We start from the raw sequence: 25,094 nt of genomic DNA on the forward strand, positions 1-25,094 counted from the left end.
TCTGCTATGCGAAATCCGAAACTGAAAAACCTGTTGGCACCGACACTCCTGAGCCTGGCGATGTTCGCCGGGGCAACTCAGGCTGCCGCGCCATTGCGTCCACCGCAGGGCTACTTCGCCCCGGTGGATAAATTCAAGACGGGCGACAACAGCGATGGCTGCGACGCGATGCCGGCGCCATACACCGGTCCGCTGCAATTTCGCAGCAAATACGAAGGTTCGGACAAGGCCCGCGCGACGCTGAACGTGCAGTCGGAAAAAGCCTTTCGCGACACCACCAAAGACATCACTACGCTGGAGCGCGGCACCGCCAAGCGGGTCATGCAGTTCATGCGCGACGGTCGCCCGGAGCAGCTCGAATGCACGCTCAACTGGCTGACCGCGTGGGCCAAGGCTGACGCGTTGATGTCCAAAGACTTCAACCACACCGGCAAGTCGATGCGCAAATGGGCGCTGGGCAGCATGGCCTCGTCGTACATTCGCCTGAAGTTTTCCGACTCGCATCCGCTGGCCCAGCATCAGCAGGAAGCGCAGTTGATCGAAGCCTGGTTCAGCAAAATGGCTGATCAGGTGGTCAGCGACTGGGACAACCTGCCGCTGGAAAAAACCAACAACCACTCGTACTGGGCCGCCTGGTCGGTGATGGCCACCGCCGTCGCCACCAACCGCCGCGACCTGTTCGACTGGGCCGTCAAGGAATACAAGGTCGGCGTCAATCAAGTCGATGCCGATGGCTTCCTGCCCAACGAACTCAAGCGCCAGCAACGCGCCCTCGCCTATCACAACTACGCCCTGCCGCCGCTGGCGATGATCGCCAGTTTCGCCCAGGTCAACGGTGTCGATCTGCGTCAGGAAAACAATGGCGCACTGAAGCGTCTGGGTGATCGCGTGTTGGCCGGCGTCAAGGACCCTGACGAGTTCGAAGAAAAGAACGGCAAAAAGCAGGACATGACCGACCTGAAAGAGGACATGAAATTCGCCTGGCTCGAACCCTTCTGCACGCTCTACACCTGTGCGCCGGATGTGATCGAGAAGAAGCGCGACATGCAACCGTTCAAGACTTTCCGTCTTGGCGGCGACCTGACCAAGGTCTACGACCCGTCGCATGAAAAGGGCAACAAGGGTTCCTGAAAACACTGATGGCTGATCGTTCCCACGCTCCGCGTGGGAATGCAGCCGGGACGCTCCGCGTCCCATGCCGAAGCGGACGCAGAGCGGCCATTGAGGCATTCCCACGCAGAGCGTGGGAACGATCGCAGGACTGTTTCACCCCTCCACTACCACGGGGGGGTTTGGGGGGGCTTTGGCCCTTGACTGTTGGTTCAAACATGGAGAGATCGGGATGGTATTTTCATCCAACGTGTTCCTGTTTCTGTTCTTGCCGATCTTTCTCGGCTTGTACTACCTGAGCGGGCAACGCTATCGCAACCTGCTGCTGCTGATCGCCAGCTACGTGTTCTACGCTTGGTGGCGGGTGGACTTCCTCGCGCTGTTCGCAGCGGTCACGCTGTGGAACTACTGGATCGGCCTCAAGGTCGGTGCTGCCGGCGTGCGAACCAAACCGGCGCAGCGCTGGCTGCTGCTCGGCGTGGCCGTCGACCTGTGCATTCTGGGCTACTTCAAGTACGCCAACTTCGGTGTCGACAGCATCAACGAGATCATGACTTCGTTCGGTCTCGAGCCGTTCATCCTCACCCACGTGCTGCTGCCGATCGGTATTTCGTTCTACATCTTCGAATCGATCAGCTACATCATCGACGTGTACCGTGGCGACACTCCGGCCACGCGCAACCTGATCGACTTCGCGGCATTCGTGGCGATCTTCCCGCACCTGATTGCCGGCCCGGTCCTGCGCTTTCGCGACCTCGCCGATCAGTTCAACAACCGCACGCACACCCTCGACAAGTTCTCCGAGGGCTGCACGCGGTTCATGCAGGGTTTCATCAAGAAGGTCTTCATCGCCGACACCCTCGCCGTGGTCGCCGACCATTGCTTTGCCCTGCAGAACCCGACCACGGGTGACGCCTGGCTCGGCGCACTGGCGTACACCGCACAGCTGTATTTCGATTTCTCCGGTTACAGCGACATGGCCATCGGTCTGGGCTTGATGATGGGTTTCCGCTTCATGGAAAACTTCAAACAGCCGTACATCAGCCAGTCGATCACCGAGTTCTGGCGCCGCTGGCACATCAGCCTCTCCACCTGGCTGCGTGACTATCTGTACATCACCCTCGGCGGTAACCGTAAAGGCACGCTGATGACCTATCGCAACCTGTTCCTGACCATGCTCCTGGGTGGTCTGTGGCACGGCGCGAACATCACTTACATCATCTGGGGCGCCTGGCACGGCATGTGGCTGGCGATCGAAAAAATGCTCGGCCTGAACACTTCGCCGCGCAGCCTCAACCCGATCCGCTGGGCACTGACTTTCCTGCTGGTAGTGATGGGCTGGGTGATCTTCCGTGCCGAGAACCTGCACGTTGCCGGGCGCATGTACGGCGCGATGTTCAGCTTCGGTGACTGGTCGCTGTCGGAACTCAATCAGGCCAGCCTCACCGGTCTGCAAGTGGCAACCCTGGTGGTGGCTTACGTGACCCTGGCGTTCTTCGGCCTGCGTGATCTGTACACCAATCAGCCGCCAGCCAAGACCAAACCGGAAGTCAACGTCGAGGCCGATGGTCCTGCCACGGCGACGCCGGGAATGATCAAGGCAGCACCTGGGGAAAATCCGGCGAGCATCCACGAACCTGGCTACACCGTCGGCGTCGAAGCCCAGGTGCAACCGGCTTACTGGACCGCTGACTGGTCGCGCTACGTGATGCGCGGGCTGATCCTGCTGCTGTTCATCGCCTCGATTCTCAAACTCTCGGCGCAAAGCTTCTCGCCGTTCCTTTACTTCCAGTTCTGAGGGATCTGACATGACCCGCTCATTACGCATCTTCTACATCGCCCTGTTCCTGGTGACGCTGTTGGTCCTCGGTCTGTGGTCGATTCGCAGCTTCTTCGGCTTCAGCACCAACGCCGACGCGACGGTGCTCAATGGCCGCTGGACCAAGGCGGTGGAAACCCACTACGACGATGAATTCCCGATCAAGCGTCTGGGCACCAACCTCTGGGCCGCGCTGGATTTCAAACTGTTCAACGAAGGTCGTCCGGGCGTCGTGCTCGGCCGCGACCAGTGGTTGTACAGCGATGAAGAATTCAACCCGATCGTCAACGAACAGCAGAACCTGCAAGGCAACTACGCGCTGGTCGAAGGCGTGCGCCAGACCCTGAAAGAGAAAGGCGTGAAACTGGTGATGGCGATCGTGCCGGCCAAGGTGCGTCTGTATCCGGAGCATCTGGATGAAGTGAAGCCTTCGAGCATTCACCAGAACCTGTATCAGGATTTCCACGCCCGTGTCGCGGCCGACAAGATCCTCGCCCCTGACCTGCTCAGCCCGCTGCAACAGGCCAAGCAGAACGGTCAGCAAGTGTTCCTGCGCACCGACACCCACTGGACGCCGGAAGGCGCCGAGATCGCCGCCAACACGCTGGCGAAAACCATTGCCGAGAAATTCCCGCTGAGCGGCGAGCCACAGCGCTTTGTCACCACGCCAGCAGAGAAGGTCACGCACAAGGGCGATCTGCGTCTGTTCCTGCCGCTCGATCCGCTGTTCGAAAACATGATGCCGGCGCCTGAGCCACTGCTCAAACGCAACACCGTTGCCGCCGAGCAGCCTGCCGGTGACGACGCCCTGTTCGCCAACAGCGAAGTACCGGTCGCGCTGATCGGCACCAGCTACAGCGCCAACCCCAACTGGAACTTCGTCGGTGCGCTCAAACAAGCGCTGCACAGCGACGTCGTCAACTACGCCGAAGACGGCCATGGCCCGATTCTGCCGATGCTCAGCTACCTGAAAAGCGATGACTTCAAGAACAGCCCGCCACAAGTGCTGATCTGGGAGTTTCCTGAACGATATCTGCCTGTGAACAACGAAATCGGCGACGCCGACCCGCAGTGGGTCGCAGAGCTCAAACAAGCCGGCGCCCGCCAACAAAACGTAGCCATCAACACTAAATCCGAGACGCCCGATCGGGCGCAAAACTGAAAGAGAGGTACACCATGACTTTCACTACTACTCCTCGTCGTCTCGCTAAAAGCTTCGCACTGGTTGCTGGCCTCAGCGTACTTTCCGTCCCAGCCTTCGCCGGTGGCGACGCCGCGCTGTACGGCCCGACCGCTCCGAAAGGCTCGACCTTCGTGCGTGTCTACAACGCCAGCAACGCTGAAGTCAGCGCAACTGTCGGCAGCACCAACCTGAGCGACATCGCGCCACTGGCCAGCAGCGACTTCAGCTTCATGCCGGGCGGCGACTACAGCGCCAAGGTCGGCAGCCAGACCCTGCCGGTGAAACTCGCCGGCGACCACTACTACACCCTGGTCAACAACGCTTCCGGCGCGCCACAACTGATCGAAGAGCCGCCATTCAAGAACAAGCAGAAATCCCTGGTTCGTGTACAGAACCTCAGCGACAAGCCGCTGACCCTGAAAACCGCCGACGGCAAGACCGAAGTGGTGCCGAACGTGGCAGCCAAGGGCCGTGGCGAACGTGAAATCAACCCGGTGAAAGTCAGCCTGGCGCTGTACGAAGGCGACAAGAAAGTCGGCGACGTGAAACCGGTCGCCCTGGAGCGTGGTGAGGCAGCCGTCCTGTACGTCACCGGCAACGGCAGCAACCTGTCGCCAGTCTGGGTGAAACGCCCGGTGTCGACTCGCTAATCCTTTTGTGAACTGACGCAGTAACCCTGTAGGAGCTGTCGAGTGAAACGAGGCTGCGATCTTTTGATTTTGAAGATCAAGATCAACAGATCGCAGCCTTCGGCAGCTCCTACAGGTGGACCGCGGCGTCTTCGGACACGAGACAAAAACAAGAGTGAAACGACACAACGTTCGTTGCTCTAACCAAATTGATTTTATGGAGTAAACATTATGATTCCGGTGATCTTGTCAGGTGGTAGCGGTTCGCGTCTGTGGCCTCTTTCGCGCAAGCAATTCCCCAAGCAATTCCTCGCCCTGACCGGCGAACACACACTGTTCCAGCAAACCCTCGAGCGCCTGGTGTTCGAAGGCATGGACACGCCGATCGTGGTCTGCAACAAGGAACACCGTTTCATCGTCAACGAGCAACTGGCCGCACGCAATCTGGAATGCCAGCGCATCCTGATGGAACCGTTCGGCCGCAACACTTCGCCGGCCGTGGCGCTGACCGCGATGATGCTGGTCAATGAAGGCCGTGACGAACTGATGCTGGTGCTGCCGGCCGACCACGTGCTGGAAGACCAGAAAGCCCTGCAACGTGCGCTGGCCCTGGCCACCGTCGCTGCCGAGAACGGCGAAATGGTCCTGTTCGGTGTGCCGGCGACCAAACCGGAAACCGGTTATGGCTACATCAAATCCACTGCTGATTCGCTGCTGCCGGAAGGCGTAAGCCGCGTCTCGCACTTCGTCGAAAAACCGGACGTCAAGCGCGCCACCGAGTACGTCGAATCCGGCGGCTACTACTGGAACAGCGGCATGTTCCTGTTCCGCGCCAGCCGCTTCCTCGAAGAACTGAAAAAGCACGATCCGGACATCTACGACACCTGCCTCCTGACCCTTGAGCGCAGCCAGCAGGACGCCGACACCATCACCTTCGACGAAGCCACCTTCGCCTGCTGCCCGGACAACTCCATCGACTACTCGGTGATGGAAAAAACCCAGCGCGCCTGCGTGGTGCCGCTGACCGCCGGCTGGAGCGATGTCGGCTGCTGGTCGTCGCTGTGGGAAGTCAACGAGAAAGACGCCAACGGCAACGTCAGCAAAGGCGATGTGGTCATCCAGGACAGCAAGAACTGCATGATCCACGGCAACGGCAAACTGGTCTCGGTAATCGGCCTGGAAAACATCGTCGTGGTCGAAACCAAGGACGCGATGATGATTGCCCACAAGGACAAGGTCCAGGGCGTCAAGCAGATGGTCAACACCCTCGATGCCCAGGGCCGCAGCGAAACCCAGAACCACTGCGAAGTGTATCGTCCGTGGGGCTCGTACGACTCGGTGGACATGGGCGGGCGTTTCCAGGTCAAGCACATCTCGGTCAAGCCGGGCGCGTGCCTGTCGCTGCAGATGCACCACCACCGCGCCGAACACTGGATCGTGGTCAGCGGCACCGCCGAAGTGACCTGCGACGAGAACGTGTTCCTGCTCACCGAAAACCAGTCGACCTACATCCCGATCGCCTCGGTGCATCGCCTGCGCAACCCGGGCAAGATCCCGCTGGAAATCATCGAAGTGCAGTCGGGTTCGTACTTGGGTGAAGACGATATCGAACGTTTCGAAGATATCTACGGCCGCTCCACCCCGATCGAACGCGGCGTGTCGGTGAAGACCATCGCGCAGTAATCGATCACTAAAACGAGAAGCCCTCGTCCAGCCCGTTGCGTTCCCTATCCGCAGCGGGCTGGGCGGGGGCTTTTTTTGTCCTGATTCTGTGTCGCCTGCAATGGCCTCTTCGCGAGCAGGCTCGCTCCCACAATTCAAATGCATATCTGTGGGAACGAGCCTGCTCGCGAAGAGCCGGTCAGACGCCGCAAGTCCCGATGCCCATCGCCAACCTCCCCCACGCTTAGGTAGGATGCCTCTCTGTCTCTGCGAGGTTATCCGACATGTTCATCGGCATCCTGCTGGTCATCACCTGGCTGATCCTGCTGCTGCGCTATCCGGCCAAGGCCTTGCCGGTGTCGGTGGCCGCTGCCATCGGCCTCGGCTTCGTGGCGATGTGGGTGGTGTGGCTGGACAACCGCGAGATCAAGCAACTGGCGCGTCTGGAACTGCGTATTGCCTATGCTCCCGAGCATTGCCCGGCCGACCGGCCGCTGCAATTGAAAATGAACAACGGTAACGATGTGCCGCTGACCGAACTGCGTTGGCGCATCGCCGCGTATGCGCCGGGCGATACGGTCAATCTGGCCGACAATCAATACACCGCCCCGCGCTATCGCGGCCCCGGCGAACTGCAGGCCGGCGCGACCTGGGAAGATTGCTTGCCCTTGCCGCCGCTGCGTCCCGGCTATCGCCCGCAAACCCTGGAGTTTCGCGCCGAGCATTTGCAGGGTAGTTTTGCCGACTGATCCCCTCCCCCGACTTTTTTGCACAAGGAATGCGCCATGCCCGTTGCGTTGATTACCGGTTGTTCCAGCGGCATCGGCCGCGCCTTGGCCGACGCGTTCAAAGCGGCCGGCTACGAAGTCTGGGCCAGTGCGCGCAAGACTGAAGACGTCGCTGCGCTCAGCGCCGCCGGTTTCACCGCGATTCAGCTGGACGTCAATGATGGCGCCGCGCTTGAGCAACTCGCCGAGCGTCTGAACCAGCAACACGGCGGCCTCGATGTGTTGATCAACAACGCCGGTTACGGCGCGATGGGGCCGCTGCTCGACGGCGGCGTGCAGGCGATGCAGCGCCAGTTCGAAACCAATGTATTTTCGATTGTCGGCGTCACCCGCGCGTTGTTTCCGCTGCTGCGTCGGGCCAAGGGGCTGGTGGTGAATATCGGCAGTGTGTCGGGTGTTTTGGTCACGCCGTTTGCCGGCGCCTACTGCGCGTCGAAAGCGGCGGTGCATGCGCTTAGCGATGCCTTGCGCATGGAGCTGGGACCGTTTGGCATCCGTGTGATGGAAGTCCAGCCCGGCGCCATCGAATCGAGCTTTGCGAAGAATGCCGGACATGAAGCCGAGCTATTGATCAACGAGCAGTCGCCGTGGTTTCCATTGCGGGAAGGCATTCGGGCACGGGCCAAGGCATCGCAGGACAAACCCACCCCGGCCAGTGAGTTTGCTGCCGAGCTGTTGAAAGCGGTGCAGCAGAGCAAGCCGCCACGGCTGGTTCGCATCGGCAACGGCAGTCGGGCGTTGCCGTTGTTGGCGGCGGTGTTGCCGAAGGGTTTGCTGGAATCGACGTTGATGAAGCGCTTCGGGTTGCACCTGAAATTCTGATCCAGAAGTTTGAGCTCGCCAGCGGCGAGCTCAAACAATCACGACCTAGTAACTGCGGAGCATCAACGCGGAACGGCCGTCAGATTGGGCAGGGATTCAAACGCTGGAGATTGTCCCTTTGCCGCGGGGTATAACAACTGGATGGAGACTGCGACTTCCTCGCCCGGGATTAACACATACCGGTCACCCGGTGGCGTAGCCAATTCGACAATCCCTTCTTTTGCATCATGCACTACATCAAGCCACGGATTGGCATAAATGCTCGTTCCCGTCGGTAAACCCGCACTTGAAAACTTCCATTGGGCAATCGATTGATCACTGGCTTTAACGATAACGTCATAACTGTAGATCCAGCCGCCGGTCACAGTATCCTGCCATTTTGCAGCGAATACCTGACGGGTCGAAATCGCCTGCTTTCCATCTGGCTGGACGAGTACAGGAAAGTATCCTTCCTCATAACTGGGCTGATAATAAACTATGCCGAATATCTCGGAAATCTTTGAAGAGTCCATGTTTACAGGTGTTGTAAACGTCAGCGTGCGCCGCGGATTCCACCCTTCAAATTGATCTTCGGTAATGGTCAAAGTACTGATCTTCAAATCTTCTGAATAGCTCATCTGCGCACCGCTGGAAGGCATCGAAGCGTGCAGGAAAGCCGCACCGTCGCGAGCCCGAAACTGCATACGCGAGCCTACGGGAGGTGGCGTACCATCGGTCAACATTGTAAAACTTAAAGTCACCGGTTCACCGCTGATTATATGACTGACGCGATCGTCCATTCTGATACTAATCAGTTCCATAACTTAACATTCCTTTTTAAAAGCAAATATATGCCGAGGCCTGAATGCAATCGGCAAAAACTTATATCAATGGGTCGTGCCATATTCATGGCGACAGGAAAACACTAACACAATAATGAGTTAAGAAATCGAAGCACAACAGCAACTTACAATTAACCAAACCTTCAAAAAAGAAAAAACCAAACAAACAAAACATAGTCGAGGAGTAAAAATCGCGAGAACCCTGACTTTCTCGCGAAATACTGTTAGTTCAGGCCGTCAACTATGACCGTGCAAGTAATCCCCGCCGCCAGCAACACCCCCGCCGGCACCTCATCAATGTGAATCCTTACCGGCACCCGCTGAGCCAACCGCACCCAGTTGAACGTCGGATTCACATCGGCAATCAGCTCGCGGCTTTCCGGGTTGTCGCGGTCGTAGATGCCGCGCGAAATGCTCTCGACATGGCCCTTGAGCACTTCGCCGCTCATCAACTGCATATCGGCTTTGTCACCCACTCTGACGTGCGGCAGTTTGGTCTCTTCGAAAAATCCGTAAACCCAGAACGAGTTCATGTCGACCACGGCCATTTTCGCCTCGCCGATGCGCGCGTAATCACCGCGATGCACATTGAGGTTGGTCACGTAGCCGTCCACCGCCGCACGCACTTCGGTGCGTTTGAGGTTGAGTTCGGCGGCTTCCAATTGCGCCTGGGCGTGTTGGTAATCGGCCAGCGCGGCGTCGGCGATGTTGCTGGCGTCGTCGCGGTTTTCCTTGGAGATCACCAGATTGTCGAGGTCGGCGCGGCGGTGCGCGTTGACCTTGCGCATTTCCCAGGTCGACTTGCGCGAAGCCACCAGTGACTGCGCCTGCTTGACCGCGATGCGGTAGTGCTCGGGGTCGATGCGCATCAGCAGATCGCCCTTCTTCACCAACTGGTTGTCGCGCACCGGCACTTCGACCACTTCGCCGGTGACGTCGGCGGCGACGTTGATGATGTCGGCACGCACGCGACCATCGCGGGTCCACGGCGTGTTCATGTAGTGCTCCCACAACGTGCGGCCGATCCACAGCGCCAGGGCCAACACCAGCAGGGTCGCGAGCAGGCTGAAAAACTTTTTCATCAAGATGTTCTCAACGGTAGACAGTCAGCGCCATGGCGCCGAACAGACAGGTAAACAGGCTCAGACGCAGCAGCGCCGGGTGCCAGAAAAAACGGTACAGGTCGAACCCCGAGAGGAAGCGGTCAACTGCCCAGGCCAGTCCCGCAGCAATGAAAAACATCAGGGTCATGGTCGGCATGTACACGCCGTGGAAGGCGATTTCACGAGGCATGGGCGAGTCCTTCGGGCCGGGCAGAAGGGAATTGGGCGAGGGGTGATTGCGGGTCGAGCAGCGAGGTGCGGATGAAGTGCAGGTAGCTTTTCACCCGCCGCAACGCCGAGGTATCGAAGTGCGGCGCGAACGGCTCATCGGTGGCGGCGACGCGGCTGATCGCGTGATCGACGGCCACCAGTGCGCGTTCGAGATTGCTCGCGTTCGGCTGCAAAAACAGGCGCACCAACGCGCGCCCCATCACGCGGATTGCCTGGCGCCACGGCTGCGATTCGGCATACGCCGGGTGCACCGGCAGGATCGCCTGTTCCTTGCGCAATTCGATGATCGCGTGGCCGACTTCGAGCACCACGAACATCCAGCGCAGCAGACTCTTCTGCACCTTCGGTTGCCCTGCCGCGAGGCCATACGCCTGATGCAGCAGATCGCGGGTACGGCTCTCGAAACGCGAGGCCAGGCCCTTGAGTTTGCCGCTGATCGCGTAGACCACTTGCCCGCGCAAGTCCTGCTCCAGGCGCTGCCAGAGCCAGCGACTGTTCGGCGGCAGAATAATCGCCCCCGCCGCCGCACACACGAGCATGCCCATGACCATGGCGATGTAGTCGTTGATGAAGGTGTAGGGGTTGTAAATCGTGAGGTTGTCCGGCACTGAACCGGTGCTGAAAAAGATCAACAACCCGAGGCCGACACCGGCGTATTGCGGTCGTGAAGCGAGGAACGAACCGAGCACGATCACCGGCGCGAGCATCACGCAGAGCAAGGGGAAACCGTCGATCAACGGGAAGATGAAAAACATCTCGACGAAGCCGATCAGCGCACCGAGAAAAGTCCCGCAGGCCATTTGAAAAGCCATGCGTTTGGGGTTCGGTGTCGCGGCGGAAAGGCCGACGGTGGCGGCGGCGATCAGGGTCATGGTCGCCCCGCTCGGCCACGCGGTGGCGACCCAATAACTGCCCAACACAATCAGGATGAACGAGGCACGAATTCCCGACGCGGCTGCGGCCCACCAGTTGGTTTGCGGGGTGAAGGGCTCGTCCCAGCGCTCGCGTTCGTGGCGGTGCTCAGCCAGGGACGCGTGGGTCTGCGCATAGCTGTGCAGGTCATCGACGAAGCGGTAGAGCAATTCGTAGGCGGTGTGGAAATCCAGTTGTTCGGCTTCGCTCGGAGCAGTGTCCTGAAAGATCCCGCGCAGGGTTCGGACACGTGCCGGCAGACCTTCCTTGTAGGTGGCCAACGCGGTCGCCAAACGTGCCGCATCGGGGCTGGTCAGCGCGCGACCGCTGAAGCTGTCGAGCACTTCGGCGAGGTCCTGCAACCCCGGTTTGATCGCTGCCACGACATGCTCTTCGCCATTGCCGCGCAGGCGTTCAAGCAATTGATGCAAGGCGTTGAAGCGCGTGGTGATGCCCATGAACTCGCTGTTCAAACGACTCAGACGACCGTTGCGCCGGCGCATGTGCGGGTCTTCGAACACGGTCACGCTGCGCAAGCCTTCCAGGCCCACGGCTTCGGCAATGAAGCGCACGTTGCTGGCTTCGAACGCCTCGGCTTTACTGCGCCCGCGCAAGCCGTCAGTGACGAACAGCGCGAACACGCCGAAGCGCTGATACAAGGCGTTGCGCATCGCCGCACTGGCGGTCTGCGGCAGAATCGCCGCGCTGATCAGGGTTGAGCAGAGAATCCCCAGCGAGATTTCCAGAACCCGCCATACCGCCGCCATAAAGGCGCCGTCCGGGTGAGCCAGCGCCGGTAATCCGACCATCGCTGCGGTGTAACCGGCGAGAACAAAGCCATACGCGCGAAAATTGCGGCAACGCGCGGCACCGGCCGAGCAGATGCCGACCCAGATCGCCAGCGAGCCGAGAAACAGCTCTGTGTTTTGCGCGAACAAAGCGATCAGCGTGACCATCATCGCCGACCCGGCCAGCGTGCCGAGCAAGCGATAGAAACTCTTGGCGAACACCTGACCGCTTTGCGGCTGCATGACGATAAACACCGTGATCATCGCCGTACGCGGTTGCGGAAGTTCCAGACGCATCGCCAGCCACAGGGTGAGAAACGCGGCGAGCAACACCTTGAAGATATACACCCAGGTCACGCCATCGCTGCGTGCCCAGTCGAAAAAACCGCGGCGCCATTCCAGGGTGTGGAGCCAGCGTAGAGGGGCGGGCAAGGGAGTCATTAAATCCTGCTCAATGTTCGAGAACTGAAGAGTTTTCCGTGGTCACTGCAAAACCTGTGGTGAGGGGATTTATCCCCGTTGGGCTGCGAAGCGGCCCCAAAAACTACAACCCGATTCCCACAGTCACACCGCGTGCACTGGCTTTGCGACGGCTGCGCCGCCGAACGGGGATAAATCCCCTCGCCACAGGGTTTGGGGTCAACTCCAAAGGAGGAAATTCCCAGTAGAGATTTAGAGTTCAACGCAGCAGCGCCGGGGTTTTCGGGGCTTGGGTCTGCTCGGCTGTCGGCACGTCATCACCGGCACCGAGGCCGCCCCCCAAGGCAGTCACCAGCTCGGCATGCGCACTCAACCGCGCCGCCTGGACCTGCTGTTGCACTTGCTGCTGTTTGAACAGCAAGGTCTGCGCATTCAGCACATTGAGGTAATCGGTGAGGCCGCGTTGGTAGGCGATCATCGCGATGTCGTAAGTCTTCTGCGCGGCAGCCACGGATTCGGCGGCGAAGTCCTGCTGCTTGTCCATCGACTCGCGGCGGATCAACTGATCGGAAATGTTCTTCAGCGCGTTGATCAGGGTCTGGTTGTAGTGCGCCACGGCGATGTCATAACCGGCCGCCGCTTCGCCCAATTCGCCACGCAGGCGACCGCCGTCGAAGATCGGCAACGAGATCGCCGGGCCGACGTTGTAGTTGAGTTTCTTGCCGGTCAGAAACTCCAGCGCGCCGCCGCCCGTGGCCATGTAGCCGAGGCTGCCGACCAGATCGACGTTGGGGTAGAAACCGCCGTGGGCAACATCGATGCCGCGCGCCTGCGCCGCCACTTGCCAGCGACTGGCGACCACGTCCGGACGCTGGCCAAGCAGTTCGGCAGGCAATGCCGAGGGCAACTTCAACGGCGCCGCGAGGGACAGCGTCGGCCGTTGCAGTTGCGCGGCGGCGCCCGGGCCTTTACCGGCCAGCGCAGCAATCTGGTTGCGGCTCAGGGCAATTTCCTCGTCCAGCGCATCGAGTTGGCGATGGGTTTCCGGCAACGGCGTTTCGGCCTGGCTGACTTCGAAGTGCGTGCCGATCCCGCCGCTCAGGCGTTTCTGCGCCAGATCGAGAATCTGCTGTTGCTGCTGGAGCGTCGCGGCGACGATGTCGCGCTGGGCGTAATGCAGCGACAGCTCGATGTAGGCGCGGACGATGTTGTTCTGCAGTTCCAGTTGCGCCAGGCGCGCCTCGGCCACACTCACATGGGCCAGATCCACCGCGCGTTCACTGGCATTGCGCTCGCGGCCCCAAATATCGAGGGCGTAGCTGAAGCCGAGCGCGGCGTTGTTGTCCCACGTGGTGGTATTGGCCAGTTCGCCGGGGCCGTAGAACTGATCGGTCGGCCAGTTGTGGCGCTTGAGCGTCGATTCGCCGCTTACTTGTAACGATTCGGCAGCCTCGGCTACACCGGCCATGGCCTTGGCCTGACGCACCCGCGCGGCGGCCATGGCCATGCTCGGGCTGCCTTGCACGGCGAGGTCGATCCAGCGATCGAGTTGCGCGTCACCAAACGCCTGCCACCATTGGGCGGTGGGCCAGTGGGCGTCTTTGGCGGCCTCGGCAATGGCAGCGTCGGTGGCCAGTGAATCGGCCGCGAGTGCCTCGCCGTGAGGGGCAATGCCATGGGTAGAGATGCAGCCGCCGAGAGCCAGGGTTAAAGCCAGAACACTGAGCGGCAAAAGCGCTCTGTTGATGCGACGCGGCACAGCTGCGAATTCCTGAGAAGGGGATCAATCGAGGGACTTGTGTAGGAGCTGCCGAAGGCTGCGATCTTTTGATCTTTTTAAAGACAACATCAAAAGATCGCAACCTTCGGCAGCTCCTACAGGGATCGGCGCAATTCTATGGAGCTGCCTCTGCGGCGATAAGCTGGGATTTCTGTGAATCTTTGTTACGGTTAACGAGATAATCCCTTGGTCGGGGGTCTCAGCCCCTGAAACTTCGTGTCACAATTTGCCATCTCCCTTGAGAGCACCCCATGGACACTTTGCAAAACATGCGCGCCTTCAGTTGTGTTGCCGAAGCGGGCAGCTTCACCGCCGCCGCCGTGCAACTGGACACCACCACCGCCAACGTCTCGCGCGCGGTCTCCAACCTGGAAGCCCACCTGCAAACCCGCCTGCTCAATCGCACGACCCGGCGCATCGCCCTGACCGAGGCCGGCAAACGCTACCTGCTGCGCTGCGAACAGATCCTCGCCTATGTCGAAGAGGCCGAAGCGGAAGCCAGCGACGCCCACGCGCGCCCGGCCGGCCAACTGAAAGTGCACACCATGACCGGCATCGGTCAGCACTTCGTCATCGACGCCATCGCCCGCTACCGCAAGACCCACCCCGACGTGACCTTCGACCTGACCCTGGCCAACCGCGTGCCGGACCTGCTCGACGAGGGCTACGACGTGTCCATCGTGCTGGCCAGCGAACTGCCCGATTCCGGCTTCGTTTCGCAACGCCTGGGAATCACCTACAGCATCGTCTGCGCCTCGCCGGCGTACGTGAAAGCCAACGGCGCCGCGCAGAAACCCAGCGACCTGCTCAACCACGCCTGCCTGCGCCTGGTCAGCCCGGTGATACCCCTGGAGAAATGGGCCTTCGACGGCCCGGACGGCCAGGAAACAGTGACCATCAACAGCTCACCGTTCCTGGTGAACTCCGCCGACGCCATGAAAACCGCCATCACCAGCGGCATGGGCGTCGGCGTGCTACCGGTCTACGCCGCCATCGAAGGCCTGCGCAACGGCACTCTGGTGCGTGTCATGCCGAACTACCGCTCGCAGGAACTCAACCTCTACGCGATCTACCCGTCGCGGCAGTACCTGGATGCCAAGATTAAAACCTGGGTGGAGTACTTGCGTGGGTCGTTGCCGGAGATATTAGCGGCGCATCAGGCGGAACTGGTCGCGTATGAACTGACCGGGAGTTTGGCAGGCGTCCGGGTCGCCACCTAAGTTTTAAACACTCGAAGGTTTCGTGTAGGAGCTGACGAGTGCAACGAGGCTGCGATCTTTTGATCCTGCTGTTTAAAAATCAAAAGATCGCAGCCTACGACAGCTCCTACATCGCGGTGTTTTCAAGGAACTTTCCGACAGGGTTTGCAGGTTGTCCGTCGGAAGTGCGCTGGCTAGGATCTGGCGGTTGCTGACGAATCAGCGACCGGACTTGGTCGTCCGGGTTTAGAATGGCGCACATTTTCAAGCATGCTTAATGGCGAGCTGTGCGTGGGAGGGCCTCGGCCCTGCCGGGTTTCCATTCCCTGGTCGACCAACCCGCGTACGGTTCGCCACCCGATTGCTTGGTCGCAGTCAGTGGCGAACTCCACTTCCCGAATGGAGTTTCACCATGTTCAAACCCACACCCAATCCCCCCGAATCCGCAAGCACCTCACCCTACCAATCCCCGGACTCGACGAAACTCCACGCCGCCGCCGAGCGCGCGCTGGATCACTACCTCAAACCGGCCACCACCGCGCAGCAAAGCCACAAACCCAGCACCATGTTCCAAGTCGCCCCGGACCAGGACAACGAAAGCCTGCTGGCCCACGCCTGCGAATCCCTCGCCTCGGCGAGCATCATGAGCAGCGACATCGCCGCCCACGTCGACAGCCCACAGCGGCACACCATACTGGCCATCCAGCAGGTGATCATGCTGGCGGAACTGGCGGTGAACCGGGTGCTGGATAACTACGAAATCCACCAGCCCCCGTCACACAATTGAATCTCTGTGGGAGCGAGCCTGCTCGCGAAGGCTTCGGCACATTCAACATTCGGGTGTCAGATAAACCGCCTTCGCGAGCAGGCTCGCTCCCACAATTCTGGATCGTGTACATCAGCAAGATAGGAGTTGGCTGTCAGACCGCCTTCGCTGGCAAGCCAGCTCCCACAGGGACGGGGTGAATCTGGCAGAGATGGGTTGGCAGTGGAGACGCTTTCGCGAGCAGGCTCGCTCCCACAATTCTGGATCGTGTGCATCAGCAAGATGTGAGTTGGCTGTCAGGCCGCCTTCGCTGGCAAGCCAGCTCCCACAGCGACGGGGTGAATCTGGCAGACAGAGGTTGGCAGTGGAGACGCTTTCGCGAGCAGGCTCGCTCCCACAATTCTGGATCGTGTGCATCAGCAAGATGTGAGTTGGCTGTCAGGCCGCCTTCGCTGGCAAGCCAGCTCCCACAGGGACGGGGTGAATCTGGCAGAGATAGGTTGGCAGTGGAGACGCTTTCGCGAGCAGGCTCGCTCCCACAATTCTGGATCGTGTGCATCAGCAAGATGTGAGTTGGCTGTCAGGCCGCCTTCGCTGGCAAGCCAGCTCCCACAGGGACGGGGTGAATCTGGCAGACAGAGGTTGGCAGTGGAGACACTTTCGCGAGCAGGCTCGCTCCCACAATTCTGGATCGTGTACATCAGCGAGAAACAGGTCGGCTGTCAGGCCGCCATCGCGAGCAGGCTCACTCCTACAAAAGCAAAGGCAAAGCAGCGCAGCTGCCCGCGGCGAAGCCGCCCCACTCAACAATGAGCGCAAGCTCGAGTGCTTTTGATCTTGATCCACCGGCGACGTCGGAAGGCTGAGTGGAGGGATTGATCCGGGGGTGGGAGCGCAGCGACCGTTCGACGAAGTCGAACACAGCGGAAGGAGGTGCAGCGAAGCAAACCGGAGCCGCTGCGCCCGGATCAGTCCCGCAGCGAAGGAACCCGAGCCTGCGAGGGCCGAACGTAGGAGCAAGCCTTTTGGGTTACCTTTTTGGCGTTTGAAAAAGGTGACCCGCCGTAAGGGCGGAACCGTAATCAGCAACACCCGAAGAAACGGATATTCACCCAAAACCCCAAGAACCTGGTCGGCCCAGAGGCCGCCAAGACAACCCGAGCAAGAAAATGTTAGCGTGCTTGCAATCAAGCCCCGACGAGCCCAAGCCCAATGAAAAAAACAGTCCTGGCCTTCAGCCGCATCACCCCGCCCATGATCGAACGCCTGCAAGAAGAATTCGACGTCATCGTCCCCAACCCCAAGACCGGTGACATCAACGCCCAGTTCAACGAAGCCCTGCCCCACGCCCACGGCCTCATCGGCGTCGGCCGCAAACTCGGCCGCGCACAACTGCAAACCGCGACAAAACTCGAAGTGGTTTCGAGCGTCTCGGTCGGCTACGACAACTACGACCTCGACTACTTCAACGAACGCGGGATCATGCTCACCAACACCCCCGACGTGCTCACCGAAAGCACCGCCGACCTCGCCTTCGCCCTGATCATGAGCAGCGCCCGCCGCGTCGCCGAACTCGACGCCTGGACCAAGGCCGGCCAATGGCAGGCCAGCGTCGGCGCCCCGCTGTTCGGCACTGATGTGCACGGCAAGACCCTCGGCATCGTCGGCATGGGCAACATCGGCGCCGCTGTCGCCCGGCGCGGACGCTTCGGCTTCAACATGCCGATCATCTATAGCGGCAACAGCCGCAAGACCGAACTGGAACAAGAACTCGGCGCACAGTTCCGCAGCCTCGATGAGCTGCTGGCCGAAGCCGATTTTGTCTGCCTGGTGGTGCCACTGAGCGACAAGACCCGCCACCTGATCAGCCATCGCGAACTGGCGCTGATGAAGCCGAGCGCGATCATGGTCAACATCTCGCGCGGCCCGGTGGTCGACGAACCGGCACTGATCGAAGCCCTGCAAAACAACCGCATCCGTGGCGCCGGGCTGGACGTCTATGAAAAAGAACCGCTGGCCGAATCGCCGCTGTTCCAGTTGAAAAACGCCGTGACCCTGCCGCACATCGGCTCGGCCACCACCGAGACCCGCGAAGCCATGGCCAACCGCGCCCTGGCCAACCTGCGCAGCGCCCTCCTCGGCGAACGGCCGCAGGATCTGGTCAACCCGCAAGTCTGGCGCGGCTGAAAAAAGAGCCAGCGCAACATTGCGCTGGCCCTTACCTTACATAACTTGCAACCGAACAAGAACGCCAGACTCAGTAACTGCCATATAAGCTCTCGCAACTTATCAACTCATTGATTATTTGCCATGGAGAGCTGATCCCGTGAACACTCTGACCACCGACAAACTCATTCGTTACAGCAAAGTCATCTTGATGGCTTATATAAGTTTCTTTGGCTTGCTGGTGATGATTCATAACTTCACCGACTACGAGTCCAACTACACTTACGTTGCACATATCCTGAGCATGGACACCACCAACGCCAGTGAAAACATCATGTACCGCGCGATCGATTCGCCGATGATCCATCACCGGATCTACTGGTTCATCATTACCATGGAAGTCATCTATACCGTGCTCTGCCTGATCGGTACTTACCAGTTGTATCGCTACATCGATGCATCGCCAGCGGCATTCCATGAAGCCAAGAAGTTTTCGATCATGGGCATATTGGTCGCCATCTTCATCTATTACGTATGTCTGCAAACGGTCGGCGTCGAGTGGTTCGATATGGACACTTCGCTATCATGGAATGCCAAGGACTGGGCAAGGCATATTGTCGACTTCATCTTCCCGGTGATGATCTACATCACTTTGAAAGTTGAGCGCTGAAACCCAGCGCTCGCTTTATCAAGCCAACTTCCCTTGACCCGCAGACAACAGCACTTTCGGTTTACGAAACACCAGCACGTTGCCCAGCATCACCAACACCAGCCCGACCAGCGCCGGTGCGGTCCATTGATAACCTTCGGCAAACGCCGACACGTTCAACGCCACCACCGGGAACAGCACCGTGCAATAAGCCGCTCGCTCCGGGCCCATGCGCCCGACCAGCGTCAGGTACGCAGTGAAGCCGATCACCGAGCCGGGAATCACCAGATACAACAGCGCACCGACATAACGCGGCGACCAATCCATGTCGAAGGGTATGCCCTTGATCAGACACCACACCGTCAGCATCGCTGCGCCGTAAGCCATGCCCCAGGCGTTGGTGGTCAGCGGTCGCAATCCCGCTTTCTGTTGCAGACTCGAGAGCATATTGCCGGCTGAAAAACACAAGGTGCCGCATAACGCCAATCCAAGGCCGAGCAGGGTTTGCGGGCTGGCCTGATGCCCGGCCAGCTCCGGCCAGAACAACAGCCCCAGACCTGACAGCCCCAGCGCACCGCCCATCAGCACATTGCGTGCAATGCGCTGGCCGAAAAACACCCGCGCATTCAGCGCGTTCCACAACGTTGCCGTAGAAAACACCACCGCCACCAGACCGCTTGGAATCCACTGACTGGCGGTCAGAAAACACATGAAGTTCACGCAGAACAGACATAACCCTTGAGCCACACAAATCAAATGCCCACGGCGGTTCATCGGTTGCAGGCGCCGGCTGAGCAGCAATAACGCAAACAACACCAGCGCGGCGAGGCCGAAGCGATAGACAATCGACACCGGGATTTCGACCACGCCCAATTGCCATTTCAAGGCAATCCAGGTGGTGCCCCAGATCAGCACAGTCAGCAGGTACAACGACAGGTTCATGGCAGACACTCCTTAAACAGGCCTTGAGTGTCTGCCTCGGGCAGCCTTCGACGCTTGCACAATCTTGCGCTTTTGTCTGGCGGCAGGCTGGCAGGGCGGCGTCTACGGAGTAGGATGCAAGGCGTTGGAGAGAACCGAACATGGCCGCTATCGATACCCTGCAAGTCTTTCAAGCCCTCAACCGCTCGCCGAATGCACGCCTTGTGCACAGCGCCGAGCTCGGTGACGGCATGTCTGCGGCCTTGTGGACCAACCACCACGATGCCCAGGAGTACGAAGCGCCAAGTCATCACACGCTGTCGTGCTACGTCGCCGGCGGCACCGGCACATTCCGTCGTGGCCAGCCGGGCCGCAAAGGCGGGCCGGACAAGCTGTGCATCCTGCCGGCCGATCATGAATCGGGCTGGGTGATCAATGGCGATATCCGTCTGGCGCACCTGTATTTCAGCGCCGAACAATTCGCCCTCGGTTGCGTCACTTTGCTCGATCGCGAACCGCGCGAGATGCAATTACGCGAGCAGACCTTTCTCGAAGATCCGCAGCAGGCGCAGCGCTTCCGGCAATTGCTGAATCTGAACTGGCAAGAGCCGGCCGAGCGCTTGCTGACCAGCAGCCTCGCCCATGAATTGATCAGCCACACCTTGCTCAGCCAGGTCGGTGCGCGCCAGGGCTTGCGCCTCAAGGGCGGGCTGGCGCCGCACCAGCGCCGACAACTGGTGGAGTTCATCGACAACCAGTTGGCCGAGCCGATCAGCCTCGGGCAACTGTCCGGGCTGTGTGCGCTGTCGGAATATCACTTTGCGCGGATGTTTCGCCTGAGCTTCGGCCTGCCGCCACATCAATATGTGCTGGCGCGGCGCTTGAGCCGGGCGCGGGAATTGTTGCGCGGCACGGCGCTGCCGCTGGGCGAGATCGCGCTGGCGTGCGGGTTTGCCAGTGCCAGCCATTTCACTAATCGGTTCAGGCAGGTTTTGGGTGGGACGCCGGGCGAGTATCGGCAGGCTTTTTTGCGTTAGAAGGTCAAAAGATCGCAGCCTTCGGCAGCTCCTACAGGGGAAACGCATTCCAAATGTAGGAGCTGCCGAAGGCTGCGATCTTTTGACGTTGACTCAAAACTCCAGCGTGCTGGAAAGCGAAACCTGCCGCGAATCCCCCATCGACACAAAGAAGCGGCTCGCCGAAGAGGTGTAATAAGTGCGATCAAACAGGTTCTTCACGTTCAACTGAAACTTGACCTTCTGCCCTTCAACCATGGTGTCGTAAGTGGCAAACGCATCCGCCACGGTGTAGCTCGGCAGATCGAAATCATTCACCGCATTGCCTGCGCGTTCGCCGACGTACCGCGCCCCTGCCCCGACACGCAACTGATCGCCGCCAAACACATTGCCGAAGTCATACACCGCCGACAGCGAGCCGGAATTCTTCGCTACGTTTTGCAGGCGCTTGCCTTTGTATTCCGGGTCTTCGGTGACTTCGGCATCGGTGTAGGCGTAGCTGCCGATCAGGTTCCAGTGCTCGCTGAGCTGCCCGCTCAGGTCAACTTCCAGCCCGCGTGAACGCACCTCGCCTGCCGCACTGTAAATCGTTGTCGGGCCTTCGGAATTGGCCACCAGTACGTTGCGTTTCTTGATGTCGAACAACGCGATATTGCCGGTGATGCTGCCGGGCATATCCAGCCGCGCACCCAGCTCCCACGACTTGGCTTCCTCCGGCGCGATGCTACCGTCGAGCACGGTACTGCTGCCGCTCAGCGGGGCGATGGTCGAGTTGGGTTTGAACGATTCGGTGTAGCTGCCGTAGAACGACAGCGCGTCGGTGTAGCGATACACAAGACCGGCGCGCGGGACCCACTTCTGCCCATTACTGTCGGTGTTGGCCTTGAACGGCACGCCTTTGCCGGCGTACTGGTCGTACTCCTGAAAACGTCCGCCAGCGACGAGAATCCACTGCTCGTTGAGGTGAATCGAATCCTGCAGGAACAGCGAATCGCTGCGCAGTTTGTCGGTCTGCGCGCTGTCGGGTGCACTCACGGTAGTGCCCATCACTTCGCGACCATAGACCGGATTGAGATAGCTGAACGTGGTCAGGCTTTTCTGCCGGATCAGATCCTCGCGGTAGATCTTGCGATATTCGTCGTCGACGCCGAACACCAGATCATGCTGCATGCCCAGTACATTCACTTTGCCTTCGAGGCTGGCGGTGGTGAAACGATCGGTGCTGATCGCGTTCTGGGTACCGTCCATGCTGCGGGTCAGTGTGCCTTTGTTGGTATCGATCGCCGTCACGCGGACTTGGCTGGCGTCGTAGGTTTCGCGGTTCCAGCTGTAGCCGAAGTGGGCTTTCCAGTCGTCGTTGAGTTCATGGTCGGCTTCGAAATGGTAGAGGTCCGAGCGCCCTTCCATGTCGTTGAACGGCTCGTCGAGACGCTGCTTGCGCGAGATATCCAGCGGATGGTTGGTGCGCGGATCGATCAGCGTGCCACGGTCGAAGGGGGTGAGAAACTCGCGGTGCTCGTAGGCGAACAACAGCTTGGTGCGCTCGCCGTACCAGGCCAGCGACGGTGCGATCAGCGTCTCGCGATGGGTGCCGAAGTTGCGCCAGTAATCTTCGTCTTCATGATCGACGACCATGCGATAGGCGAAGCCGGAGTCGCCCAGCGCGCCGGTGCTATCGAAGGCGCCACCGCTGCCGTTCTTGCCGTCACCGTAGGTCGAACCGCGCACGGTCACGGCGTTGTACTGGGTCAGTTCGGGCTTCTTGCTGACCAGGTTGACCACGCCGCCCGGATCCTGAATCCCATAGAGCAACGAGGCCGGCCCCTTGAGCACTTCGACGCGATCCACGGTCGCGTTCATGCCACGGCCCTGCACCAGCGGCATGCCGTCGCGCATGATCGAGCCGTTGCGGTTGTCGCCGAAGCCGCGAGTCATCACCGAGTCCTGGGTACTGCCCAAGGTGTTGCCCTGGGTGATGCCGCTGACATTGGCCAGCGCGTCGTCGAGATTGCGCGGCGCCTGATCGCGAATGACCTGCGCCGGGATGACATTGACCGTCTGTGGAATTTCTTGCAGCGACGCCGATGAGCGCATCACCGAACTGGTTTCCGGCGGCTGATAACTCATCGATTCGTCGCGCGTGGACGTGATGGTGGTGGCGCCGAGATTGAGCGCGCCTGCGGTCGGCATCGGCTCCAGCGCCAACGTGTGACTGTCGGTGCGGCGAAAGCTCAGGCCGGAGTTGCCGAGCAGGCGTTGCAGGGCCTGTTCGGCGCTCATCTGGCCGTTGACTGCCGGAGCATTGAGGCCGTACGGCGCTTCGTCGGTGTAGACCACGCTCTGCCCGGTCACACGGCTGAAATCGCTCAGGGCCTGCGGTAACGGTTTGGCGGCTAGGGCAAAATTGAATTGCTGTTGCGCCTGATTGCTCACCGCTTCAGCGGCCAGCGCGATATTCATCGGCAGCAATGCCAACGTGGAAAAACTCAACGCCGACATGCCCAACCACTGTTTGACCGAACCGGATTTTGCCCTGGACTTCATTGCTCAATGACCTGTGTAGAACCGCAACGGATGCGAATGGCTCGCAGTTTCAGTCACTACACGGATGGGGCTCGGGGTTACCTCACCTTTAATTTGAAAATATTTTTCGGGGAATTTGTTGCCTGGGCTGACGCCTTCGCGAGCAGGCTCGCTCCCACCTTTGGAATGCGTTCCCTGTGGGAGCGAGCCTGCTCGCGAAGAGGCCGGCAGCCTCAGCGCAGAATAATCAGCTGCCCCAATACCCGATGCTGCTCAAACCCCAACACTCCCTGCAACGAATTGAGCACCGCCTGCGGGTCCTTGCTCGGAAAGCTGCCGCTGACCTTGCGCGCCGCCAGCTCATCGTTGAGCAGCACAATCCGCCCCGGGTAATAGCGGCGCAGATCCTCGACGACATCGGCCAGCGTGGTCTTGTAGTAAGTCAACCAACCCTGACGCCAGGCCAGTTGCGCTTCACTGTCCACGGCATGCAGTTTTTCCGCAGTGCCGTCGGCATAAGCAACTTGCTGGCCGGCCGTGAGAATCTGTTGTTGGCCATGCTCATCCGCCGTCACCGCGACACGTCCGGACAACACCGTCACTTGCGCGCCATGAGGTTGCCGGCGCACTTCGAACTGCGTGCCGAGCACCCGCGCCTCGCCCTGCTCCGCCGCCACCACAAACGGATCGCCAGTGTGAGTGACGCTGAAGAAAGCAGCGCCTCTGATCAATTTCACGCGGCGCTGGCCATGACTGAAATCCACAGCAATCGCGCTGTCGGCATCCAGCGTCACTTGCGACTGATCGGCCAGTGTCACCGTGCGAATTTCGCCAGGCGTGGAGACATGATCAGCGCGCAGATCGTCGAGCCAGCGCTGCGCCTGCCACCCCGTGCCGAGGCTGACCATCAACAGTAGACACGCGGCCAGCGCCAGCGCGCCTGACCAACGCAACAACGGCGAACGACGCGGGGCGTCCATCGCCTGCAGATAACCTTGCAGCGCGAGCGCATCTTCATCGGCCAATGCGCGCGCCGGGCCCTCACTGAGTTCCCAGACCACCTGCGCCTGCGCATACGCTTGGGCATGGGCCGGGTCGGCGCGCAGCCATTGGCTGAAGGTGAGTTGATCGCCAGTGCTCGGGCGGTCATGCAACAGGCTCAGCCAGGCCAGCGCGGCCTGCTCCTGGGCCGGCGTCGGTGTGATCGGATCGGATGGCTTCACGGTGCTTTCCCTGGCAGGCGTGGCGCGGGGTCGCGCAGGCTGGCCTTGCAGGCCTCGAGGGCGCGCATCATATGTTTTTCCACGGCGCTTTGGGAAAGCCCCATGGCCTTAGCGATGTCGGCGTACTTGCGCCCGTGAATGCGATTGAGCAGAAAGATCTGCCGCGTACGCTCCGGCAAGGCGCGCAACGCTGCTTCGACGTGGCGCAGATCATTGCCGGCTTCGAGTGCAGCCTGGGGCTCACTGCCATGGCTGTCGGGTTCGTCCGGCTGCCAGCCTTCGTTGACCCGCGTGCGCGTGCCTTCGCTGCGCAAATGATCGATGGCGATGTTGCCGGCGCAGCGCAGCAGATAAGTGCTGAGTTCTTCGACCTGGACCAGCGGCCGCCGCCAGAAGCGCAAAAACAGATCCTGGACCAGATCCGCCGCCGTCGCCCGACAACCGACGCGCCGATTCACCAGCGCCTCCATTTGCGCACGCTGGGACAGAAACACCTGAAGAAAATGCGCACGCGCGCCACGCGCTTCATCGTCACGCGATTCCGGTGGCAGACCGATCAGCAC

The 25,094-nt window shown here is 60.2% G+C and carries 21 protein-coding genes; 12 read left to right on the forward strand and 9 right to left on the reverse strand.

What is annotated here, in order from left to right:
• Window positions 1-6: 6 nt before the first annotated feature.
• The 7 genes from AB4N47_RS18390 to AB4N47_RS18420 all read left to right on the forward strand — a co-directional run bounded on the left by AB4N47_RS18390 (window position 7) and on the right by AB4N47_RS18420 (window position 8,013).
• Window positions 7-1,131, forward strand: a complete 1,125-nt coding sequence (locus tag AB4N47_RS18390; protein ID WP_123418168.1) for a mannuronate-specific alginate lyase — start codon at window positions 7-9, stop codon at window positions 1,129-1,131.
• A 211-nt stretch (window positions 1,132-1,342) separates the two neighbouring features.
• On the forward strand, window positions 1,343-2,908 hold the full coding sequence (locus AB4N47_RS18395) for an MBOAT family O-acyltransferase (protein ID WP_024011674.1): 1,566 nt from the start codon (window positions 1,343-1,345) through the stop codon (window positions 2,906-2,908).
• A gap of 10 nt (window positions 2,909-2,918) precedes the next feature.
• Window positions 2,919-4,091, forward strand: a complete 1,173-nt coding sequence (locus AB4N47_RS18400) for an alginate O-acetyltransferase (RefSeq protein WP_341639133.1) — start codon at window positions 2,919-2,921, stop codon at window positions 4,089-4,091.
• 14 nt (window positions 4,092-4,105) lie between these two features.
• Window positions 4,106-4,762 (forward strand): alginate O-acetyltransferase AlgF, encoded by a 657-nt coding sequence (locus AB4N47_RS18405; RefSeq protein WP_016771605.1) that lies wholly within the window; start codon window positions 4,106-4,108, stop codon window positions 4,760-4,762.
• Window positions 4,763-4,972: 210 nt separating this feature from the next.
• Complete coding sequence (locus AB4N47_RS18410) at window positions 4,973-6,424, forward strand: mannose-1-phosphate guanylyltransferase/mannose-6-phosphate isomerase (protein WP_341639132.1); 1,452 nt, start codon at window positions 4,973-4,975, stop codon at window positions 6,422-6,424.
• A 263-nt stretch (window positions 6,425-6,687) separates the two neighbouring features.
• Window positions 6,688-7,152: a hypothetical protein gene (locus AB4N47_RS18415; RefSeq protein ID WP_024011672.1), complete on the forward strand. Its 465-nt coding sequence runs from the start codon at window positions 6,688-6,690 to the stop codon at window positions 7,150-7,152.
• A 36-nt stretch (window positions 7,153-7,188) separates the two neighbouring features.
• The gene (locus tag AB4N47_RS18420) at window positions 7,189-8,013 is read left to right on the forward strand and encodes an SDR family oxidoreductase (RefSeq protein ID WP_341639131.1); all 825 of its coding nucleotides are present in this window, start codon (window positions 7,189-7,191) and stop codon (window positions 8,011-8,013) included.
• Window positions 8,014-8,075: 62 nt separating this feature from the next.
• Here the strand turns inward: AB4N47_RS18420 and AB4N47_RS18425 are convergent, their stop codons facing one another.
• From AB4N47_RS18425 to AB4N47_RS18445, 5 genes are all read right to left on the reverse strand, one after another.
• Window positions 8,076-8,813 carry a hypothetical protein gene (locus tag AB4N47_RS18425; RefSeq protein WP_341639130.1) on the reverse strand — a complete coding sequence of 246 codons (738 nt, stop codon included), beginning with the start codon at window positions 8,811-8,813 and terminating at the stop codon, window positions 8,076-8,078.
• 245 nt (window positions 8,814-9,058) lie between these two features.
• The gene (locus tag AB4N47_RS18430; RefSeq protein WP_341639129.1) at window positions 9,059-9,916 is read right to left on the reverse strand and encodes an HlyD family secretion protein; all 858 of its coding nucleotides are present in this window, start codon (window positions 9,914-9,916) and stop codon (window positions 9,059-9,061) included.
• Window positions 9,917-9,926: 10 nt separating this feature from the next.
• Window positions 9,927-10,127, reverse strand: coding sequence for a DUF1656 domain-containing protein (locus AB4N47_RS18435; RefSeq protein ID WP_016771611.1), 201 nt, complete (start codon window positions 10,125-10,127; stop codon window positions 9,927-9,929).
• Window positions 10,117-12,309: an FUSC family protein gene (locus tag AB4N47_RS18440; RefSeq protein WP_341639128.1), complete on the reverse strand. Its 2,193-nt coding sequence runs from the start codon at window positions 12,307-12,309 to the stop codon at window positions 10,117-10,119. Before AB4N47_RS18440 ends, AB4N47_RS18435 begins: the two co-directional genes overlap by 11 nt.
• A 238-nt stretch (window positions 12,310-12,547) precedes the next feature.
• Window positions 12,548-14,047 carry an efflux transporter outer membrane subunit gene (locus AB4N47_RS18445; RefSeq protein WP_341639127.1) on the reverse strand — a complete coding sequence of 500 codons (1,500 nt, stop codon included), beginning with the start codon at window positions 14,045-14,047 and terminating at the stop codon, window positions 12,548-12,550.
• Between the two features lie 272 nt (window positions 14,048-14,319).
• On the opposite strand from AB4N47_RS18445, the gene AB4N47_RS18450 reads away from it, so the two are divergent.
• The 4 genes from AB4N47_RS18450 (at window position 14,320) to AB4N47_RS18465 (ending at window position 18,869) form a co-directional block, all read left to right on the forward strand.
• Window positions 14,320-15,288, forward strand: a complete 969-nt coding sequence (locus AB4N47_RS18450; RefSeq protein WP_039759257.1) for a LysR family transcriptional regulator — start codon at window positions 14,320-14,322, stop codon at window positions 15,286-15,288.
• 391 nt (window positions 15,289-15,679) lie between these two features.
• Window positions 15,680-16,054 carry a DUF6124 family protein gene (locus AB4N47_RS18455; protein WP_341639126.1) on the forward strand — a complete coding sequence of 125 codons (375 nt, stop codon included), beginning with the start codon at window positions 15,680-15,682 and terminating at the stop codon, window positions 16,052-16,054.
• A gap of 1,191 nt (window positions 16,055-17,245) precedes the next feature.
• Complete coding sequence (locus tag AB4N47_RS18460) at window positions 17,246-18,220, forward strand: 2-hydroxyacid dehydrogenase (protein ID WP_341639125.1); 975 nt, start codon at window positions 17,246-17,248, stop codon at window positions 18,218-18,220.
• A 139-nt stretch (window positions 18,221-18,359) separates the two neighbouring features.
• Window positions 18,360-18,869: a DUF2165 domain-containing protein gene (locus tag AB4N47_RS18465; protein ID WP_341639124.1), complete on the forward strand. Its 510-nt coding sequence runs from the start codon at window positions 18,360-18,362 to the stop codon at window positions 18,867-18,869.
• 18 nt (window positions 18,870-18,887) lie between these two features.
• Here AB4N47_RS18465 and AB4N47_RS18470 read toward each other — a convergent pair whose 3' ends face one another.
• A complete protein-coding gene (locus AB4N47_RS18470) occupies window positions 18,888-19,790 on the reverse strand; it encodes an EamA family transporter (RefSeq protein ID WP_122751906.1) in 903 nt (300 codons plus the stop codon).
• A gap of 140 nt (window positions 19,791-19,930) precedes the next feature.
• On the opposite strand from AB4N47_RS18470, the gene AB4N47_RS18475 reads away from it, so the two are divergent.
• Window positions 19,931-20,806 carry an AraC family transcriptional regulator gene (locus AB4N47_RS18475; protein WP_341639123.1) on the forward strand — a complete coding sequence of 292 codons (876 nt, stop codon included), beginning with the start codon at window positions 19,931-19,933 and terminating at the stop codon, window positions 20,804-20,806.
• A gap of 93 nt (window positions 20,807-20,899) precedes the next feature.
• On the opposite strand, the gene AB4N47_RS18480 is transcribed toward AB4N47_RS18475, so the two are convergent.
• From AB4N47_RS18480 to AB4N47_RS18490, 3 genes are all read right to left on the reverse strand, one after another.
• Window positions 20,900-23,329, reverse strand: coding sequence for a TonB-dependent siderophore receptor (locus AB4N47_RS18480; RefSeq protein ID WP_341639122.1), 2,430 nt, complete (start codon window positions 23,327-23,329; stop codon window positions 20,900-20,902).
• A 212-nt stretch (window positions 23,330-23,541) separates the two neighbouring features.
• On the reverse strand, window positions 23,542-24,531 hold the full coding sequence (locus tag AB4N47_RS18485; protein WP_341639121.1) for a FecR family protein: 990 nt from the start codon (window positions 24,529-24,531) through the stop codon (window positions 23,542-23,544).
• The gene (locus AB4N47_RS18490; protein ID WP_071174434.1) at window positions 24,528-25,094 is read right to left on the reverse strand and encodes an RNA polymerase sigma factor; all 567 of its coding nucleotides are present in this window, start codon (window positions 25,092-25,094) and stop codon (window positions 24,528-24,530) included. Before AB4N47_RS18490 ends, AB4N47_RS18485 begins: the two co-directional genes overlap by 4 nt.

This window comes from Pseudomonas sp. S3_G06 (assembly GCF_054667565.1).

Excerpts from the sequence above, each read along its gene's own strand:
- AB4N47_RS18390 (WP_123418168.1), top strand. The coding sequence starts at position 7 with ATGCGAAATCCGAAACTGAAAAACCTGTTGGCACCGACACTCCTGAGC.
- AB4N47_RS18395 (WP_024011674.1), top strand. The coding sequence starts at position 1,343 with ATGGTATTTTCATCCAACGTGTTCCTGTTTCTGTTCTTGCCGATCTTT.
- AB4N47_RS18400 (WP_341639133.1), top strand. The coding sequence starts at position 2,919 with ATGACCCGCTCATTACGCATCTTCTACATCGCCCTGTTCCTGGTGACG.
- AB4N47_RS18405 (WP_016771605.1), top strand. The coding sequence starts at position 4,106 with ATGACTTTCACTACTACTCCTCGTCGTCTCGCTAAAAGCTTCGCACTG.
- AB4N47_RS18410 (WP_341639132.1), top strand. The coding sequence starts at position 4,973 with ATGATTCCGGTGATCTTGTCAGGTGGTAGCGGTTCGCGTCTGTGGCCT.
- AB4N47_RS18415 (WP_024011672.1), top strand. The coding sequence starts at position 6,688 with ATGTTCATCGGCATCCTGCTGGTCATCACCTGGCTGATCCTGCTGCTG.
- AB4N47_RS18420 (WP_341639131.1), top strand. The coding sequence starts at position 7,189 with ATGCCCGTTGCGTTGATTACCGGTTGTTCCAGCGGCATCGGCCGCGCC.
- AB4N47_RS18425 (WP_341639130.1), bottom strand. The coding sequence starts at position 8,813 with ATGGAACTGATTAGTATCAGAATGGACGATCGCGTCAGTCATATAATC.
- AB4N47_RS18430 (WP_341639129.1), bottom strand. The coding sequence starts at position 9,916 with ATGAAAAAGTTTTTCAGCCTGCTCGCGACCCTGCTGGTGTTGGCCCTG.
- AB4N47_RS18435 (WP_016771611.1), bottom strand. The coding sequence starts at position 10,127 with ATGCCTCGTGAAATCGCCTTCCACGGCGTGTACATGCCGACCATGACC.
- AB4N47_RS18440 (WP_341639128.1), bottom strand. The coding sequence starts at position 12,309 with ATGACTCCCTTGCCCGCCCCTCTACGCTGGCTCCACACCCTGGAATGG.
- AB4N47_RS18450 (WP_039759257.1), top strand. The coding sequence starts at position 14,320 with ATGGACACTTTGCAAAACATGCGCGCCTTCAGTTGTGTTGCCGAAGCG.
- AB4N47_RS18455 (WP_341639126.1), top strand. The coding sequence starts at position 15,680 with ATGTTCAAACCCACACCCAATCCCCCCGAATCCGCAAGCACCTCACCC.
- AB4N47_RS18460 (WP_341639125.1), top strand. The coding sequence starts at position 17,246 with ATGAAAAAAACAGTCCTGGCCTTCAGCCGCATCACCCCGCCCATGATC.
- AB4N47_RS18470 (WP_122751906.1), bottom strand. The coding sequence starts at position 19,790 with ATGAACCTGTCGTTGTACCTGCTGACTGTGCTGATCTGGGGCACCACC.
- AB4N47_RS18475 (WP_341639123.1), top strand. The coding sequence starts at position 19,931 with ATGGCCGCTATCGATACCCTGCAAGTCTTTCAAGCCCTCAACCGCTCG.
- AB4N47_RS18480 (WP_341639122.1), bottom strand. The coding sequence starts at position 23,329 with ATGAAGTCCAGGGCAAAATCCGGTTCGGTCAAACAGTGGTTGGGCATG.